Source organism: Flexivirga aerilata (assembly GCF_013002715.1).
Classification (GTDB): Bacteria; Actinomycetota; Actinomycetes; order Actinomycetales; family Dermatophilaceae; genus Flexivirga; species Flexivirga aerilata.
Genome location: NZ_JABENB010000002.1, coordinates 33344 through 49595 on the forward strand (window position 1 = coordinate 33344; position 16252 = coordinate 49595).

19 protein-coding genes are annotated in these 16252 nt (G+C 69.9%); 12 read left to right on the forward strand and 7 right to left on the reverse strand.

Going from position 1 to position 16252, the window contains the following annotated elements; translation table 11 throughout:
- The first annotated feature begins 21 nt into the window (after positions 1 to 21).
- The 5 genes from HJ588_RS12005 to HJ588_RS12025 all read left to right on the forward strand — a co-directional run bounded on the left by HJ588_RS12005 (position 22) and on the right by HJ588_RS12025 (position 4532).
- Positions 22 to 981: a hypothetical protein gene (locus HJ588_RS12005; protein WP_171155875.1), complete on the forward strand. Its 960-nt coding sequence runs from the start codon at positions 22 to 24 to the stop codon at positions 979 to 981.
- A 10-nt stretch (positions 982 to 991) separates the two neighbouring features.
- Complete coding sequence (locus HJ588_RS12010; RefSeq protein WP_171155877.1) at positions 992 to 2155, forward strand: cystathionine gamma-synthase; 1164 nt, start codon at positions 992 to 994, stop codon at positions 2153 to 2155.
- A 12-nt stretch (positions 2156 to 2167) separates the two neighbouring features.
- Positions 2168 to 2470 carry a hypothetical protein gene (locus tag HJ588_RS12015; protein ID WP_171155879.1) on the forward strand — a complete coding sequence of 101 codons (303 nt, stop codon included), beginning with the start codon at positions 2168 to 2170 and terminating at the stop codon, positions 2468 to 2470.
- A gap of 155 nt (positions 2471 to 2625) precedes the next feature.
- On the forward strand, positions 2626 to 3663 hold the full coding sequence (locus HJ588_RS12020) for an ATP-binding cassette domain-containing protein (RefSeq protein WP_171155881.1): 1038 nt from the start codon (positions 2626 to 2628) through the stop codon (positions 3661 to 3663).
- Positions 3660 to 4532 carry an ABC transporter permease gene (locus HJ588_RS12025; RefSeq protein ID WP_171155884.1) on the forward strand — a complete coding sequence of 291 codons (873 nt, stop codon included), beginning with the start codon at positions 3660 to 3662 and terminating at the stop codon, positions 4530 to 4532. Before HJ588_RS12020 ends, HJ588_RS12025 begins: the two co-directional genes overlap by 4 nt.
- Before the next feature lie 84 nt (positions 4533 to 4616).
- On the opposite strand, the gene greA is transcribed toward HJ588_RS12025, so the two are convergent.
- Entirely contained in the window at positions 4617 to 5111 is a 495-nt protein-coding gene (greA, locus tag HJ588_RS12030) for a transcription elongation factor GreA (RefSeq protein WP_171155886.1), read from the reverse strand.
- A 146-nt stretch (positions 5112 to 5257) separates the two neighbouring features.
- Positions 5258 to 5620: a DUF4307 domain-containing protein gene (locus HJ588_RS12035; protein WP_171155888.1), complete on the reverse strand. Its 363-nt coding sequence runs from the start codon at positions 5618 to 5620 to the stop codon at positions 5258 to 5260.
- Between the two features lie 92 nt (positions 5621 to 5712).
- Between HJ588_RS12035 and mca the strand changes: the two genes are divergently transcribed.
- Entirely contained in the window at positions 5713 to 6669 is a 957-nt protein-coding gene (gene mca / locus HJ588_RS12040) for a mycothiol conjugate amidase Mca (RefSeq protein WP_343036699.1), read from the forward strand.
- Positions 6662 to 6922: a hypothetical protein gene (locus tag HJ588_RS12045; RefSeq protein ID WP_171155820.1), complete on the forward strand. Its 261-nt coding sequence runs from the start codon at positions 6662 to 6664 to the stop codon at positions 6920 to 6922. Before mca ends, HJ588_RS12045 begins: the two co-directional genes overlap by 8 nt.
- A 13-nt stretch (positions 6923 to 6935) precedes the next feature.
- Here HJ588_RS12045 and trhA read toward each other — a convergent pair whose 3' ends face one another.
- Positions 6936 to 7643: a PAQR family membrane homeostasis protein TrhA gene (trhA, locus tag HJ588_RS12050; RefSeq protein ID WP_171155891.1), complete on the reverse strand. Its 708-nt coding sequence runs from the start codon at positions 7641 to 7643 to the stop codon at positions 6936 to 6938.
- Between the two features lie 115 nt (positions 7644 to 7758).
- Here trhA and HJ588_RS12055 point away from each other — a divergent pair, with 115 nt between their 5' ends.
- Entirely contained in the window at positions 7759 to 8520 is a 762-nt protein-coding gene (locus HJ588_RS12055) for an isoprenyl transferase (protein WP_171155893.1), read from the forward strand.
- A gap of 5 nt (positions 8521 to 8525) precedes the next feature.
- Here HJ588_RS12055 and HJ588_RS12060 read toward each other — a convergent pair whose 3' ends face one another.
- From HJ588_RS12060 to HJ588_RS12065, 3 genes are all read right to left on the reverse strand, one after another.
- On the reverse strand, positions 8526 to 9407 hold the full coding sequence (locus HJ588_RS12060; RefSeq protein WP_171155895.1) for a formate/nitrite transporter family protein: 882 nt from the start codon (positions 9405 to 9407) through the stop codon (positions 8526 to 8528).
- Positions 9408 to 9551: 144 nt separating this feature from the next.
- Positions 9552 to 9674 (reverse strand): hypothetical protein, encoded by a 123-nt coding sequence (locus HJ588_RS19785; protein WP_281358897.1) that lies wholly within the window; start codon positions 9672 to 9674, stop codon positions 9552 to 9554.
- A 33-nt stretch (positions 9675 to 9707) separates the two neighbouring features.
- On the reverse strand, positions 9708 to 10838 hold the full coding sequence (locus HJ588_RS12065; protein WP_343036700.1) for a S66 peptidase family protein: 1131 nt from the start codon (positions 10836 to 10838) through the stop codon (positions 9708 to 9710).
- 481 nt (positions 10839 to 11319) lie between these two features.
- Here HJ588_RS12065 and phoH2 point away from each other — a divergent pair, with 481 nt between their 5' ends.
- The 3 genes from phoH2 to HJ588_RS12080 all read left to right on the forward strand — a co-directional run bounded on the left by phoH2 (position 11320) and on the right by HJ588_RS12080 (position 15253).
- Positions 11320 to 12552, forward strand: a complete 1233-nt coding sequence (phoH2, locus tag HJ588_RS12070; protein ID WP_246242479.1) for an RNA 5'-3' helicase PhoH2 — start codon at positions 11320 to 11322, stop codon at positions 12550 to 12552.
- A 321-nt stretch (positions 12553 to 12873) separates the two neighbouring features.
- Entirely contained in the window at positions 12874 to 13758 is an 885-nt protein-coding gene (locus HJ588_RS19040; protein WP_212755891.1) for an aggregation-promoting factor C-terminal-like domain-containing protein, read from the forward strand.
- Between the two features lie 97 nt (positions 13759 to 13855).
- Positions 13856 to 15253, forward strand: coding sequence for a GntT/GntP/DsdX family permease (locus tag HJ588_RS12080; RefSeq protein WP_171155899.1), 1398 nt, complete (start codon positions 13856 to 13858; stop codon positions 15251 to 15253).
- Positions 15254 to 15342: 89 nt separating this feature from the next.
- Here the strand turns inward: HJ588_RS12080 and HJ588_RS12085 are convergent, their stop codons facing one another.
- Positions 15343 to 15663, reverse strand: a complete 321-nt coding sequence (locus HJ588_RS12085; protein WP_171155901.1) for a putative quinol monooxygenase — start codon at positions 15661 to 15663, stop codon at positions 15343 to 15345.
- 134 nt (positions 15664 to 15797) lie between these two features.
- Between HJ588_RS12085 and HJ588_RS12090 the strand changes: the two genes are divergently transcribed.
- The gene (locus HJ588_RS12090) at positions 15798 to 16250 is read left to right on the forward strand and encodes a hypothetical protein (RefSeq protein WP_171155903.1); all 453 of its coding nucleotides are present in this window, start codon (positions 15798 to 15800) and stop codon (positions 16248 to 16250) included.
- The last annotated feature ends 2 nt before the right edge of the window (positions 16251 to 16252 follow it).

The window sequence follows — 16252 nt, forward strand, 5'->3', positions numbered from 1 at the left end:
CGCACCACTGGAGGTCGCCGCATGCCCACCGATGTCGACGCATGGTTGCTGGCCGGGGACCCGGCGATCCGGTGGCAGACGATGGCTGACCTCGTCGACGCCAGCCCCGACGAAGTCACCGCCGAGCGCGCCGAGGTGGCCCGATCAGGCTGGGGCGCAAGGCTGCTCGCGCTGCATGACGACCAGGGCTGGGCAGGTGGTGCCTGCTTCCCGAGCCGCGAGACGTGGACCCCGCCGCCCGAGGTCGTCGGTGACCCCGAGGGCCAGCCGTGGACCGCGACGCTGCCCACCCTTCGGCTGCTGCAAGCGCTCGGCGTCGAGCCGGGCGACCCGGCGGTGCAGGAGGCGGTGACGGCCGTGCGGGAGCGCGGGCGGTGGGAGTATGCCGGCGAGCCGTTCTTCGAGGGCGAGGTCGAGCCCTGCATCAACGGCGGCGCGGTCGCGGTCGGCGCCTACTTCGGGCAGGACGTCGACGGCATCGTGCGGCGACTGCTCGGCGAGCAACTGGCCGACGGCGGCTGGAACTGCGAGGCCGAGAACGGCTCGACCCGGTCGTCCTTCCACACGACGATCTGTGTGCTCGAAGGATTGCTCGCCTACGAGCGAGCCGGCGGCGCCATACCGATAGCGGACGCGCGGAGTCGCGGCAACGAATATCTGTTGCAGCGCAACCTGTTTCGGCGCGCCTCGACCGGTGAGGTCGCCGACGATGCGTTCCTGGAGTTCTCCTTCCCGCCGCAGTGGCACTACGACGTGCTGCGTGCCCTCGACTACTTCCGCGACGCCGGAGGGCCGCCCGACCCGCGTATGGCGCAGGCCGTCGAGCACGTGCGCGCGAAGCAGCAACCGGACGGTACCTGGCCGCTGGAGAACACCCACCCCGGACTGATGCACTTCGCGCTCGAGGACGGCGACGGCGAGCCCAGCCGGTGGAACACGCTCCGGGCGCTGCGCGTGCTGCGCTGGTACGACGCTGCTTAGACTTCGGCGTATGACGGGATTCTCGACCAAGGCCATCCACGCAGGGCAGGAGCCCGACCCGACCACCGGCGCGGTGGTGCCGGCGATCTATCAGACCTCGACCTACAAGCAGGACGGCGTCGGCGGCATGCGCGGCGGCTACGAATACTCCCGTTCGGCCAACCCGACCCGCACCGCACTCGAGGAGTGCATCGCCGCATTGGAAGGCGGCGCAAAGGGATTCGCGTTCGCGTCGGGGCTCGCGGCCGAAGACGCGATCATGCGCGGGCTGCTCAAGCCGGGCGACCACATGATCATCCCGACCGACGCCTACGGCGGCACCTTCCGCCTCGTCGACAAGGTGCAGAAGGCATGGGGCGTCGACTACAGCCTGGCCAAGGTGTCCCAGCCCGACGCCATCCGCGGTGAGATCCGCCCGGGCGTCACCAAGCTGATCTGGCTGGAGACCCCGACCAACCCGCTGCTCGGCATCGCCGACATCGCGGCCGTCGCGCAGATCGCGCACGAGGCCGGTGCCCTGCTGGTCGTGGACAACACGTTCGCCTCGGCATACCTGCAGCAGCCGCTCAGCCTCGGCGCGGACATCGTGCTGCACTCGACCACCAAATACAGCGGCGGTCACTCCGACGTCGTCGGCGGCGCGGTCGTGGTCGCCGAGCAGATCGGCGTCCCGGAGTTTGCCGACGCGGCCGACCGCATCGGCTTCCACCAGAACTCCATGGGCGCGATCGCCGGGCCGTTCGACTCCTGGATCGTGCTGCGCGGGCTGAAAACCCTTGCGGTGCGGATGGAACGGCACTGCGACAACGCCGAGCAGATCGTGAAGTTCCTGCAGTCCCGCGACGACGTCACACACATCTATTACCCCGGGCTCGACAGCCACCCGGGCCACGACGTCGCCGCCAAGCAGATGCGTCGCTTCGGCGGCATGGTGAGCTTCCAGGTCGCCGGCGGCGAACAGCGCGCGGTCGACGTCATCGGACGCACGAAACTGTGGACTCTCGGCGAGTCGCTCGGCGGAGTCGAGTCACTCATCGAGCACCCTGGTCGCATGACCCACGCGAGCGTCGCCGGCACCGAGCTTGAGGTGCCCGCCGACCTCATCCGCCTGTCGGTCGGCATCGAGGACGCCGACGACCTGATCGCCGACCTGCGTCAGGCACTCGACGGCTGAGGCTTTCTGCTCATGGTGGTCGAGATCGTGCTGGCGGTGCTGTGCCTGATCGGCGCGACGTTCCTCATCGCGCAGACCGTCGTGCAACGCCGGATCTGGCGCCGCCACCAAAACGACGTGGCGATCATGCGGCAGTGGCAGGAGGAGACCGCCGGCGCGCCATACGACCAGTTGGGGAGTGGGCCGCCGCCGGTGACCTCCCCGTATGCCGTCGCCGCGCGCCCCCTGCCGCCGCGCCCGGGTGCGGGCCGGCTCATCTGGGTCGGCGTGCTCGTCGCGATCGCCCTGATCCTGCTGCTCGCCGCCTCCGCCTGACGGGCCGCACACCCTTCTCCGTCGACTGTTGACGCCGTCGCGACATACGCGATATAACGTGTCTAACGCGATATGTCGCGATTAATTATCCGGACGACGATTGTCCGTAGTGGGTGACAGGCTGGACGCCACCCGGGGAGCAGAGGAGCCGCGCAATGACAGATGCCGTGACAGCCGACGGGCTGGTGAAGCATTACAAGGAGGTCAAGGCCGTCGACGGGGTGTCGCTGCGGGTGCCCGAGGGCAGCGTGCTCGGCGTCCTCGGACCCAACGGGGCGGGCAAGACCACGACCGTGCGCATGCTGACGACGCTCATCCGGCCCGACGCCGGCGCGGCGACCGTCGCCGGCGCCGACGTGCTGCGCGACCCGCAGGAGGTGCGCCGTCGCATCGGCGTCTCCGGGCAGTATGCCGCGGTCGACGAGCACCTCACCGGCCGCGAGAACCTCGAGATGGTCGCCCGGCTCTATCACCTCCCTCGGGGGGAGGCGAAGGCCCGGGCGCGGGAGCTCCTCGCGCAGTTCCGGCTGGAGGACGCCGCCAACCGCCCCACCAAGACCTACTCCGGCGGCATGCGACGCCGGCTCGACCTGGCCGGCGCGCTGGTCGCGCGGCCACCGGTCATCTTCCTCGACGAGCCGACCACCGGCCTCGACCCGCGCAGCCGCGGCGACATGTGGGAGGTCATCAACGACCTGGTGTCACACGGCACGTCGGTGCTGCTCACCACGCAATATCTCGAGGAGGCCGACCGTCTCGCGGACAACATCGTGGTGATCGACCACGGTCGCATCATCGCCGAGGGCACCGCCGACCAGCTCAAGGCGCAGGTCGGCGGGGAGCGGCTGGAGATCACCGTCGCCGACGCCGCGCTGCTCGACGAAGCGGGCGACATCCTCGCCGGGGTTGGCGACGGCGCGGTCGAGACCGACCGGCACAGCAGGCGGCTGATCGTGCCGGTGAGCGGTGGCACCCAGTCGCTGCTCGCCGCCGTACGCCGGTTCGACGAGGCGTCGATCACCGTGCAGGACATCGGGATTCGGCGTCCGACGCTGGACGACGCGTTCCTCTCGCTGACCGGTCACCGGGCCGAGCAGCCGGACGACGCCGACAGCGCGGACGGCAAGAACAGCAAGAACAAGAACGGTAAGGACGACAAGAACGACGAGCAATTGGAGGCGGTGTCGCGATGACCGCACCTCAGATCAGTCAGCCGGGCGGGCTCGGCGGCTTCGTCTCCGACGGGCTGACCGTGGCCAAGCGCAACCTGATCAAGATCCGGCGGGTGCCGGACCTGCTGATCTTCACCACACTGCAGCCGATCATGTTCGTGCTGCTCTTCGGCTACGTCTTCGGGTCGCTCGCCGGGTCCGGTGCCTCGGTGCAGGCGGGCTACCGCGAGTTCATGATGGCCGGCATCTTCACCCAGACGATCATCTTCGGGGCGACGATCACCGGCTACATGATGGCCGAGGACATGCAGAAGGGCGTGATCGACCGCTTCCGCACCCTGCCGATGCACCCGAGCTCGGTGCTGTTCGGCCGCACGCTGACCGACGTGCTCAACAACGTCATCGTGCTGGTCGTCATGTCGCTGACCGGGCTGATCATAGGCTGGCGGATCCACGGCGGCGCGGCGAAGGCGCTGTGGGCCTACGTGCTGATGCTGTTGTTCGCCTACGCGCTGTCGTGGCTGTTCGCCTTCGTGGGCCTGCGGGTGCGGTCGCCGGAGGTGGTCAACAACGCCTCGTTCATGGTGATCTTCCCGGTGACCTTCATCGCCAACACGTTCGTGCCGTCGCAGAACATGCCGTCGGTGCTCAAGGCGATCGCCGGCTGGAACCCGGTCTCCACCATCACCCAGTCGGCCCGCGAGAATTTCGGCAATCTCTATGCGCTGAAAGGCAACCCGCAGCCGACGCACGCTCAGGTCGACAAGCAGACGGCCTACACGTGGGCGTTGCAGCACCCGGATCTCTACACGCTGATCTGGACGGTGGTGCTGCTCGCGATCTTCGTGCCGCTCGCGACCTCCGCCTACAAGAAGGCCGTCGCCAAGTAGGCCCCGTCATACGGGACGAAAGGGCGCCCGCACCGATGACGGTGCGGGCGCCCTTGTCGTCGCAGGGTCGGGCTGCTCGAAGTGTCAGCCGGTGTAGGCCGTCGCGGCGAGCACCTTGACCTCGATGGTCTTGCCGTTGGGCGCCTCGTAGGACACAGTGTCGCCGACCTTCGCGCCGTTGATCGCCTCGCCGAGCGGCGAGCGCTCGCTGTAGACGTCGAGGTCGGAGTCGCCCGCGATCTCCCGGCTGCCGAGCAGGAACTTCTCCTCGTCGCCGAACATGTCGACGGTCACGACCATGCCCGGGCTCACGACGCCCTCGGTCGAGCTGCTCTGCCCCACGGTGGCGTTGCGCAGGAGCTCCTCGAGCTGGCGGATGCGGGCCTCCATCTTGCCCTGCTCCTCCTTGGCCGCGTGGTAGCCGCCGTTCTCCTTGAGGTCACCCTCTTGGCGCGCCTCTTCGATCTTGGCAGCGATCTCGGTGCGGCCCTCGCCGGAGAGATGGTCGAGCTCCGCCTTCAGGCGGTCGTACGCCTCCTGGGTGAGGAAGCTGGCCGAGGTGTCGGCAGCGTTGGTCACGATGTCTCCTTGATGGCAGGGTCTTGCGTCAAACAAGTGGGTCCGGGGCGTTCCGCAGTGCGTGCGGAAACCGCTCCCAGACCCGGGGTGTAAACATCAACCATAGCACCCGGACCCCGTCCGGCCACGAATCGTCGGGGTCTGCCTCAGCGGTAGGAGCACTCGTCGACGATGCCGGTCACGGCCTTGGCGACCGTCGGGATCGTGCGGGTGTATTCGGTCGTGTCGAAGGTGTGCGCGGGCAGGTCGACGGTCAGCACGCCGACCCGGGAGTGGTTGATGTCCTGCGCCTCCAGGGTGCAGCGCACCGGCTTGCCGTCCTGGTTGTTGACGTAGAACGTCACGCGCACGCTGCGGTCGTTGACGACCGTGAACGGCCCGTTGTTCCAGCTCAGCCCCTTGCTGGCCGAGACGCCCCACCAGACGGCGAGCGCGGACATCACCAGCACCCCGACGATGCCGATCGCCCACCACTTGCGGTGCTCGGGCGCGGGTCGGGGGATCGCCATGAGGTGAGAGGATAGGTGGCGATGCCGAGAGCCTGCGGCCCGCCCCCGACCGGGCGCCGCGGCCCGAGATCTTTTCGAGGAGTTTGCGGACAGTGACTGACGGCCTGCGTCTGATGGCGGTTCATGCCCACCCGGATGACGAGTCCAGCAAGGGTGCGGCGACGATGGCGCGCTACGTCGCCGAGGGTCACCCGGTGATGGTGGTGAGCTGCACCGGCGGCGAACGTGGCGACATACTCAACCCCCGGCTGCAGGGCAACGCCGACATCGAGCGCGATCTGCCGCAGGTGCGTCGAGCCGAGATGGCCAAGGCGCAGGAGATCCTCGGGGTCGAGCACACCTGGCTCGGATTCGTCGATTCCGGTCTGCCGGAAGGGGATCCGCTGCCTCCGCTGCCCGAGGGCTGCTTCGCGCTCGAGCCGCTGGACATCACCACCGAGGCGCTGGTGCGGGTGATCCGGCAGTTCCGCCCGCACGTCATCACCACGTATGACGAGAACGGCGGCTACCCGCACCCGGACCACATCATGACCCACGTGGTGACGGTCGCCGCGTTCGAGGCGGCGGGCGATCCCGAGGCGTTCCCGCACGCCGGCGCACCGTGGCAGCCGCTGAAGCTTTACTACGACCGTGGCTTCTCCCGGGCGAAGATGACCGCCTTCCACGAGGCGCTGCTCGCGGCCGGCAAGGAGTCGCCATACGCGGAGTGGATGAAGCGCTGGGACGACCGGCCCGAGGGCCGGGTGACCACGCGCATCGAGTCGGCGAAGTACTTCGCGGTGCGCGAGCAGGCGCTGCTCGCGCACGCCACGCAGATCGACCCGGACGGCACGTTCTTCTCGCTGTCGGCGAGCGAACAGGGCGAGATCTGGCCGACCGAGGAGTTCGACCTGGCGCGTTCCTACGTGCCGCTCGCCGAGGGGGAGGACGACCTGTTCGCCGGGCTGCCGACCGATGTCACGGCCGCCGATGCCATGGCGACCAGCGACCTCGGCGACCCGGTGCTGGACGACGTCAAGCCGCGTGCGGCGGAGGTGGAGCATGCCTGACGGTGGCAACGAGAGCGTTCTCTACACGGCCGGCATCTGGGGATTCCTGGTGCTGTTCGGGCTGGCGCTGGCGTGCTGGCTGCTCTTCCGGAGCATGAACAAGCACCTGCGGGGCGTCACCTGGCGCGAGGAGGACCGCCGTGCCGCGGCGGACGCGACCCGCGCGCGCAGCGTGCAGACGCTGCGGCTGCCCGACGAGCCGAAGCAGGGGAAGGCGAACGACGCACCGCCCCACACCCGCGACGAGTCCTGACGCCTCTCGGCGGTCAGGCAGCGGAGGCGTGGCCGTAGATCGCGAGCGACGCGGCGACGTAGTGCGTCACGAACGCCACGACGGTGAACGAGTGGAAGATCTCGTGGAAGCCGAACCACCGCGGTGACGGGTCGGGGCGCCTGGTGCCGTAGACGATCGCGCCGAGCGTGTAGAGGCCGCCGCCGACCGCGATCAGCGTGACCACCGCGGGGCCGCCGGAGCGCAGCAACGGGCCGAAGTAGAAGATCGCCACCCAGCCGAGCGCGACGTAGACCGGCGTGTAGAGCCAGCGCGGCGCGCCGACCCAGAACACCCGGAAGAGCACGCCGAGCGCCGCGCCGCCCCAGACGAGCGCGAGCAGGGTGATCGCCTGCGAGCGGTCGAGGAGGGTCAGCGCGAACGGGGTGTAGGTGCCGGCGATGATCAGGAAGATGTTCGAGTGGTCCATCCGCTTGAGCACGGCCTGCACCCGCGGGCTCCAGTGGCCGCGGTGGTAGACCGCGGAGGTGCCGAAGAGCAGCGCCGCGGTGACCGCGAAGACGGCCGCGCCGATGCGCCCGCGGGCGGTCGGCGCCAGTGCGATCAGCACGATGCCGGCGGCGACCGCGAGCGGCGTCATACCGGCGTGCAGCCAGCCGCGCAGCTTGGGTTTGACCAGGCGCACCAGGTCGGTGGCCTCCTGCTGCAGCTGCTGCGCAGCGCTTCGTGTCGACTCGATCATGTCCTCCAGGATAAGTTACGCAAACGTAGGTTGTCATCCTCACGCGGTATGACGAACGTCTCGGCATACCCTTGAGTTCGTCCAACACATCGGATCTCGTGACCGGGGGTGCTCCATGCGGGTGAGCGATCTGCTCTACAGCGCATACGAACGGCACGTCCGGCGTTCACTGCCCGAGCAGAACCTCCCGCGGCACGTCGGCGTCATGCTGGACGGCAACCGCCGGTGGGCCAAGCGCCGCGGCGCGGCGACCGAGCACGGGCACCAGGCCGGCGCCGACAACATCAAGCCGCTGCTCGGCTGGTGCGAGGAGGCCGGTGTCGAGGTGGTCACGCTGTGGCTGCTCTCCACCGACAACCTCAACCGGTCCGCCCGTGAGCTGACCCCGCTGCTCGGCATCATCGAGGACGCAGTGAAAGGCCTTGCCGTCGAAGGGCGTTGGCGACTGCACCCGGTGGGTGCGCTCGACCTGCTGCCCGCGCAGACGGCGCAGGTGCTCAAGGAGGCCGCGGACTCCACGGCCGGAGTCGACGGCATGATCGTCAACATCGCGGTCGGCTACGGCGGGCGCCGCGAGATCGCCGACGCGGTGCGCTCCATGCTGCAGGAGCACGCCGCGCGCGGCACCTCCATCGAGGAGCTCGCCGAGGTGCTCGACGTCGAGCACATCGCCGACCACCTCTACACCAAGGGCCAGCCCGACCCGGACCTGGTGATCCGCACCTCGGGCGAGCAGCGACTCGGCGGCTTCCTGCTGTGGCAGAGCGCACACTCGGAGTTCTACTTCTGCGAGGCCTACTGGCCCGACTTCCGGCGGGTCGACTTCCTGCGCGCCCTGCGGGCGTATGCCGTCCGCGACCGCCGGCTCGGCAAATAGCCGGGTCAGTCCCTGGCCTTCCTGCCTTCGCCGGCCTCCATGGCCTCGCTGGCCCCAGGTGCCTGCACCACCGGATCAGGACGCGGCCGCAGATAGGTGTACCAATAGGCACCTGCGACGAATACGCCTGCGCCCACTGCATTTCCGAGGAACGCGAAGACGATGTTCCAGGTGACGTCGCCCCAGGTGAGTCCGGGGGAGTCGACGAACATGCCGAGCGGCAGGAAGAACATGTTGGCCACGACGTGGTCGAAACCGAGCGCGACGAATGCCGTGATCGGGAAGATGATGCCGGCGATCTTGCCGACGACGTCGTGCGCGGCGAGGGCGAGCCACACGCCGAGGCAGACCAGCCAGTTGCAGCCGATCGCGCGCAGGAAGACCTGCAGGTGGGTCTCGGTGATGCCCTTGCCGGTGACGATGCCGACCAGGCGGGTGTGGTCCATCGCGGCCGGGGTGCCGGCCTTGGCCAGCGCGTCACCGATCACGCCGGTCTTGTAGGCCAGCACGTAGGCCACGAAGAGCGAGCCGGCGAGGTTGGCCACGAACAGCACGCCCCAGTTGAGGAGGAGCTGCTGGATGGTGATGCGGCGTTCGAGCAGTGCGAGCGGCAGCAGCATCATGTTGCCGGTCAGCAGTTCGGCGCCGCCGATGACGACCAGGATCAGGCCGAGGCTGAAGACGAGGCCGGTGACGAGAGTGGTGAGGCCGCCCCAGGTCTTGGGGTCGAGGCCGGCGGAGCCGACGATGGCGAGTAGACCACCGAACGCGATGTAGGCGCCGGCGAGGAAACCGCCGACCGCCATCGACCCGATCGGCAGGTTCGCCTTCGCGACGCCGGATTCGACCGCGGCTTTGGCGGTCTGTGCCGGGGTGTTGTAGCTCATAGGTCGGCAAGCTATCACCCAGTTGCCACTTCCCGGGCCCAGGTTGCGCCGAAAAGGACTGTCAGCGCGCGGTTTTCACGCCTCGCCGAGCCCACGCCGGCGTCGGCATCAGCCCTTGGGGTGAGGTGCGACCGAGTCACACCGTCACTCGTCGCGCTGTGCCTCTTCGTCGCGCTCGCGGTCGGCCTGGGACAGGTCGCTGGTGGCGACCGATCGCTCGCCGATGGTGGTGCCCTCCTCGGTCAGCTGACCGGCCTCGGAGGCCACGCTTCGCCCGGGCCGCGAGCGCGGTCAGTGCGGTCAGTGCGGACTCGACGGCGAGGAAGGCATCGTCGGGCCGAAATACGCTGTGATCGTGTGGGTTTCGCCGTCGACAGTGACTGCGCCGCCATACGGCATCAGCCACTGGGGTGAGGTGTGACCGAAGTCCACGTCGAGCGCCACGACCAGCTGCGGGTTGTATTCGGCCACCGCACGCAGCACCGCCTCGCGCTGTTCGGCGCGCAGTCGCGCCGTGTCCTCGGCGGCGACCGGGTGGTCGTGGTCGCCCACCGGCGGACGGCCCCAGAGGAGGGCGGCCGCGGCGGTGAGCAGCCCGCGCTCGCCGAGGTTGCGCAGCATCCGGTAGTTCTCGGCCGGGGGTTTCGGCTCCTCGTGCGCCTCCAGCATCAGGACCATGCCGTCATACGCCGCAGTGGGGTGCACGAAGCGACCCGCGGCCAGCGTCCATTCGATGATCTCGAGGCAGCCGCCCCAGGTGGGCGCGGTGATCTTCCGGGCCGGCCCGCTCCAGGTCCACCTCTCGGCGGGCTGGGCGGGCGCCGGCTCGGTGAGGGCTCGCGGGTCGTCCCACCGCAGTCCGTAGTCGCGGCTCCGGGCGGGCTCACGCAGCGTGACGTCGCCGCCGAACAGCGCCGCCCGCAGCGACTCCAGGTGGATGCCGTCCGGCACCGGCCCGAGGTGCACCTGGGTCGAGCCGCCGTGGATGCCCGGAATGCCTTGATACCAAAGGTAATTGAGCACGTTGGTGTTGTCGCTGTAGCCGAGGAAACGCTTCGGGTTGGCCCTGACGACGTCGGTGTCCAGGTGCGGCAGGACGGTGATCTGGTCGTCCCCGCCGATCGTCGAGAGGATTGCGCGGATGGCGGGATCGCCGAAGGCGGCATTGAGGTCGTCGGCCCGTTGCCGCGGTGTGCTGTCGGCGCGCGTCGTCGGGTATTCGACCGGCTCCAGGTGGAAGTCCTCGCGCAGCCGCCGCATCGCCCGCTCGTGTATGGCGGGGAAGTGCGCCGGAGCGGCCCAGCTCGGGGAGAGCACGGCCACCCGGTCGCCGGGCCTCACGGGCGGCGGCAGCACGGGGGTGATCACCTCCGCACCCCACCAGGTGGGGCCGTGGCGGGCAACCGAATTGGTGGTGGCGGCCTGTCCCACCTGCTGCCGCACCTGACGCCGACGTGCCGCCGCGCGGGCCGCGACAGCGCGCCGGCCTGAGGCGGAAGTGACAGCAGTGACGGGTGTTGTCGGGCGGGTCCACGGGCCGTTTCTGAACGGACGACGAACGGCCGATCAACCCTCGGCGCGTCGCGCGTCGAGGTGCGTCATACGGGGCCGGCGTGGTCGTAGTGTCGGCCGTGACACGCCGCGACCGACGCGACGTGTTCGGGAGGCCCACCACATGGAGCGATCGTTGCTCCGGAAGGAGGGCCGGCACCGGCTCCTCCGCGAAGGGGCCCGGTCCCGGCACCTCGTCCGAGAGTAGGTCACGCGGCGCGACGCGCCCCGTGGCGAGGAGATCGATATGGCCAGCAGCTCCCAGTCCTCCGGTTCGACGTCGTCCACCCGCTCGCGCGCCCACGCGGGGCCCCGCACCTACGTGCTCGACACGTCGGTGCTGCTGTCGGATCCGCGCGCGATGACCCGCTTCGCAGAGCACGAAGTGGTGCTGCCGGTGGTCGTGGTCACCGAGTTGGAAGCCAAACGGCACCACCCGGAGCTCGGCTACTTCGCCCGCAGCGCGCTGCGGCTGCTCGACGACCTGCGGGTGACGCACGGCCGGCTCGACGCGCCGGTGCCGGTCGGTGACCAAGGAACGCTCCGGGTCGAGCTCAACCACACCGACCCGCAGTCGCTGCCCGCCGGATTCCGCCTGGGGGACAACGACACTCGCATCCTCGCGGTCGCGCGCAACCTCGCCAACGAAGGCAGCGAGGTCACCGTGGTCAGCAAGGACCTGCCGATGCGGGTCAAGGCGTCCGCGGTGGGGCTCAATGCCGAGGAGTATCGCGCCGAGCTCGCAGTCGACTCCGGGTGGACCGGCATCACCGAGCTGTATGTCGCGACGAATCAGCTCGACGCGCTCTTCGACGACGGCCGGCTCGAGCTTCCCGAGGCCGCCGAGTTGCCGTGCAACACCGGCGTCGTACTCCTCGGACCGAACGGCAGCGCGCTCGGCCGCGTGGTGCCGGACAAGTCGGTGCGGCTGGTGCGCGGGGACCGTGACGCGTTTGGTTTGCACGGGCGCTCGGCCGAGCAGCGCATCGCGCTCGACATGCTCCTCGACCCCGACGTCGGGATCATCAGCCTCGGCGGCCGCGCCGGCACCGGAAAGTCGGCGCTCGCGATGTGCGCCGGACTGGAGGCGGTCATGGAGCGGCGGCAGCACCGCAAGGTGATCGTCTTCCGCCCGCTCTACGCGGTGGGCGGTCAGGAGCTCGGCTACCTGCCCGGCACCGAGAACGAGAAGATGGGCCCGTGGGCGCAGGCGGTCTTCGACACCCTCGGCGCACTGGTGTCGCGTGAGGTGATGGAAGAGGTCGTCGACCGCGAACTGCTCGAGGTGCTGCCGCTGACCCACATCCGCGGGCGCTCGCTGCACGACGCGTTCGTGATCGTCGACGAGGCGCAGTCGCTGGAGCGCAACGTCCTGCTCACCGTGCTGTCCCGCATCGGGCAGAACTCCCGCGTCGTGCTCACCCACGACGTGGCGCAGCGCGACAACCTGCGCGTCGGCCGGCACGACGGCGTCGCCGCGGTGATCGAGAAGCTCAAGGGCCACCCGCTCTTCGGGCACGTCACGCTGCACCGCAGCGAGCGGAGCCCGATCGCCGCACTGGTCACCGACCTGCTGGAGGCGCCGGACGCCTAGGCCGGCTGGTCGGCCGGTTCGCCCGCTATTCGCGGCTCGGGCCCCCGGGGTGGACGAGAGTCTCCACGGGGGCCCGAGTCGTCACCAACCCCGCCCGACACGCCCGACACGCCGCGTGATCGGTGGGTTTTCGCAGCATGAGCTTGGAATCTTGACGACTGTAGGGCACGCTGTGCCACATGTCTCATTTCGGTAACGGCGGGGCAGTGGTCCCGTCGCAGGGCCGATGCGAGATGCTCTCCACGTGACGCGCTCGTCACCCGCGGCCTCCGGGCCCTCGTGCGGCGCGTCCTGTCATGTCTTCCCCCGAAAGGCTGCTCCATGTCTCGTCCTGTCGGACGTCACCGTGCCCGTCGCGACACCGGTATCCGTGCGCTCCGCCGGCCCGCCGTAGCCGCGACCGCGGCGATCTCGGCGGTCTCGGTGTCGGCGGCGACCTACGCCTCGGCCACGACCAACGTCGCCGGACCGGCGCAGGCCGACCTGCAGGTGGGCGCTCGCACCGGCGGTGCCGGCGCGGTGCAGGCCGCCGACTCCGGCCTGGTCGCCGACGCCCAGGCACAGGCGAGTGCCGCGCAGCAGGCGGTCCGGGCCCGGGCGGCCGCCGACGCCAAGGCGCGCTCTGCAGCGGCCGGTCGCGCCACCAAGGCCGCCCAACTCCGCACGCAGGCGGACTCCGGCGCCGCCGCGGCCCGCAAGGCGGCCGCGGACAAGAAGGCGGCCGAGGCGAAGAAGGCGGCCGACGCCAAGAAGGCCGCAGCTGCCAAGAAGGCGGCGGACGCCAAGCAGGCCGCGGATGCCAAGAAGGCGGCCGAGCGCTCCAAGACCACCACCTCGCGCGACGCGCAGCGCCCCGCCGCTCCGACTCCGTCGCAGTCGCCGGCCGCGAGCACCCCGACCTACGGCGGCAGCCCGCAGGCGATCGCGTCGTCGATGCTCTCCTCCTACGGCTGGGGCCAGGGTCAGATGGGCTGCCTGGTCAGCCTCTGGAACCGCGAGTCCGGCTGGCGGGTCGGCGCGACCAACCCGTCCTCCGGTGCCTACGGCATCCCGCAGTCGCTGCCGGCCGGCAAGATGGCGAGCGCCGGGGCCGACTGGCGCTCCAACCCCGCCACCCAGATCCGCTGGGGCCTGGGTTACATCCAGGCCACCTACGGTTCGCCCTGCGGTGCCTGGGGCCATTCCCAGGCGACCGGCTGGTACTGACCCGCCCGATCGGTCCTGACCGACCGTCTCGCGCGCACACGTAAAGGATCCGGTGGCCCTGCCACCGGATCCTTTTGCGTGGCAGTAGGTTTGACCGGTGCACGCACTCATCGGCGCCGACCCCGCGCCACACATCTCCAGCGCCGGCAACGGCCAGCTCATCACCGCCGCGCTCGTCGGCATCGGCGTCGTGGTCGTGCTGATCACGGTCGCCAAACTGCACCCCTTCCTCGCGCTGCTGCTCGGCTCGGCTGCCCTCGCCCTGGTCGCCTGGGTGCCCGGCGAGGACGCGATCAAGAGCTTCACCACCGGCTTCGGCAGCACGTCCGGCTCGGTCGGATTGCTCATCGCGCTCGGCGCGATGCTCGGTCAGATCCTGGCCGACTCCGGCGGCGCCGACCGGGTGGTGGCGACCATCACCGACCGCTTCTCCGGCTCCGCCCTGCCGTGGGGTATGGCGCTGATCGCGGCCATCATCGGCCTGCCGATGTTCTTCGAGATCGGCGTCGTCATCCTGGTGCCGATCGTCATCCTGGTGGCCCGGCGCACCGGGCAGCCGCTGATGCGGGTCGGCATACCGGCGCTTGCCGGGCTGTCGATCCTGCACGGCCTGGTGCCGCCGCACCCGGGACCGGAGACCGCGATCGCCAGCCTGCACGCCGACCAGGGCCGCACGCTGATCTTCGGGCTGATCGTCGCGGTGCCGACGCTCGTCATCGCCGGCCCGCTGCTCGGCCGCGTCATCACCCGGTGGGTGCCGCTGCATGCGCCGGCCACCAGCGGCGCCGCGCCCAGCCTCGCCAAGGAGCCGGACCCGCAGCGCAAGCTGCCGCCGTTTGGCCAGGCCGTGATCGTGGTGCTGCTGCCCGTGCTGCTGATGCTGCCCGCCGCGATCGTCAACCTGTGGGCTTCCGAGGACAACGTCGCGCGCAAGATCCTCGACGTGCTCGGCACGCCCTCGGTCGCGCTGCTGATCGGCGTCGTCGTCGCCTACTTCGTGCTGGGCCTCGGCACCGGGATGACCCGCAAGCAGACCAGCGACTCGCTCGGTGCCGGCCTGCCGGACATCGCCGGCATCATGCTGATCGTCGCCGCCGGCGGCGGCTTCAAGCAGCTGCTGGTCGACGCCGGCGTCGGCAACGTCATCGCCGACTGGGCCAAGGGCGCCAACATCTCGGTGCTGCTGCTCGGCTGGCTGGTCGCCGTCGGCATCCGGCTCGCGACCGGCTCGGCGACAGTCGCCACCGTCACCGCCGCCGGCATCGTCGGCGGCCTCGCCGAGACGCTCACCCCGGCCCACCTCGCCCTGCTGGTGCTGGCGATCGGCTGTGGCTCGCTGTTCTTCAGCCACGTCAACGACGCCGGCTTCTGGTTGGTGAAGGAGTACTTCGGCCTCACCGTCGGTCAGACGATCAGGTCGTGGTCGGTGATGGAGACGGTGATCTCGGTGGTCGGCTTCGGCTTCGTGATGCTGCTCAGCGTCATCGTCACCTGAGCCCCGCGAAGTCCTCTGCTCGCTCCACCACCTCGTCAAGGCCCCGGGTCTGCCGCCCGGGGCCTTGCCGCATTCAGTTGACGGCGCATTCAGTTGACCGCGAACTCGCCCAACGCGTCCCACTCGTCCGGCTGACCCTGAATGTTGCGGACCTGCGGGGTTTCGGCGGCATACTGCGGCAGCTCCGCCTGCGCCTTCTTGAAGTGCTCGGAGGTGACGTGCGCCTCGGCGGCGTCGTCGTCGAATGCCTCGACGAGCACGTATTCGTTGGGGTCATCCAGGCTGCGCGACCACTCGAAGAACCTGTTGCCCGGCTCCGCGCGCGTCGCCTCGGTGAAGTCACGGCTCAGCTGCGGCCACTGGTCGGCATACTCCGGCTTGATCTGCCACTTGACGACGATGAGGATCATCGGCACCACTCCTTCGCATCGATGGGTCGTATGACGCGACTCTCTCAGGCCACGGCCCCCGCGGGGCACACGGGCACCGGCGTCTTCGACCCGTCCGCGTCGCGTCGGCGGCCCGCGCCGGTTACCTTGGGCGCATGCTCGTGCACAAGCGCCTGTTCGCCGCCGCCTACTGGATCGTGGCCGTGGTGCTCGTCGCCGTCGCCGGGGCGCTCGGTGCCCAATGGGGCAACGACCAGGCGCCGACCTTCACCGACGAGACCAGCGGCTCGGTGCCGGCCAACGGGGTCTCGCACCTGCTCTACCAGGTGTTCGGCGGGGTCCTCGCCGCGCTCGCGGTGCTCGCGGTCTGTGCCGGGATCTGGCTGCTGATGTGGGCCCGCGCGCGCAAGGCGCAGCCGGTCGACGAGGACGACTACGACGACGAGGACACCATGTCGGTGGACGACGTGGAGCAGCTCTTCGACGAGGACGGCGAGGACGGCGAGGACGCCGAGCACGCCGGGAGCGACGAGCACGCCGCGGACGGGAGCCACGGCGAGGTCGAGGACGAGTTTCGGGCCGACGAGGAGCCGTCCCGCTCGCGCTGAGC

What these genes read in the sequence shown, in the direction of transcription:
- HJ588_RS12005 (WP_171155875.1), top strand. Translation starts at nt 22, where the DNA reads ATGCCCACCGATGTCGACGCATGGTTGCTGGCCGGGGACCCGGCGATC.
- HJ588_RS12010 (WP_171155877.1), top strand. Translation starts at nt 992, where the DNA reads ATGACGGGATTCTCGACCAAGGCCATCCACGCAGGGCAGGAGCCCGAC.
- HJ588_RS12015 (WP_171155879.1), top strand. Translation starts at nt 2,168, where the DNA reads ATGGTGGTCGAGATCGTGCTGGCGGTGCTGTGCCTGATCGGCGCGACG.
- HJ588_RS12020 (WP_171155881.1), top strand. Translation starts at nt 2,626, where the DNA reads ATGACAGATGCCGTGACAGCCGACGGGCTGGTGAAGCATTACAAGGAG.
- HJ588_RS12025 (WP_171155884.1), top strand. Translation starts at nt 3,660, where the DNA reads ATGACCGCACCTCAGATCAGTCAGCCGGGCGGGCTCGGCGGCTTCGTC.
- HJ588_RS12035 (WP_171155888.1), bottom strand. Translation starts at nt 5,620, where the DNA reads ATGGCGATCCCCCGACCCGCGCCCGAGCACCGCAAGTGGTGGGCGATC.
- HJ588_RS12045 (WP_171155820.1), top strand. Translation starts at nt 6,662, where the DNA reads ATGCCTGACGGTGGCAACGAGAGCGTTCTCTACACGGCCGGCATCTGG.
- trhA (WP_171155891.1), bottom strand. Translation starts at nt 7,643, where the DNA reads ATGATCGAGTCGACACGAAGCGCTGCGCAGCAGCTGCAGCAGGAGGCC.
- HJ588_RS12055 (WP_171155893.1), top strand. Translation starts at nt 7,759, where the DNA reads ATGCGGGTGAGCGATCTGCTCTACAGCGCATACGAACGGCACGTCCGG.
- HJ588_RS12060 (WP_171155895.1), bottom strand. Translation starts at nt 9,407, where the DNA reads ATGAGCTACAACACCCCGGCACAGACCGCCAAAGCCGCGGTCGAATCC.
- phoH2 (WP_246242479.1), top strand. Translation starts at nt 11,320, where the DNA reads ATGACCCGCTTCGCAGAGCACGAAGTGGTGCTGCCGGTGGTCGTGGTC.
- HJ588_RS19040 (WP_212755891.1), top strand. Translation starts at nt 12,874, where the DNA reads ATGTCTCGTCCTGTCGGACGTCACCGTGCCCGTCGCGACACCGGTATC.
- HJ588_RS12085 (WP_171155901.1), bottom strand. Translation starts at nt 15,663, where the DNA reads ATGATCCTCATCGTCGTCAAGTGGCAGATCAAGCCGGAGTATGCCGAC.
- HJ588_RS12090 (WP_171155903.1), top strand. Translation starts at nt 15,798, where the DNA reads ATGCTCGTGCACAAGCGCCTGTTCGCCGCCGCCTACTGGATCGTGGCC.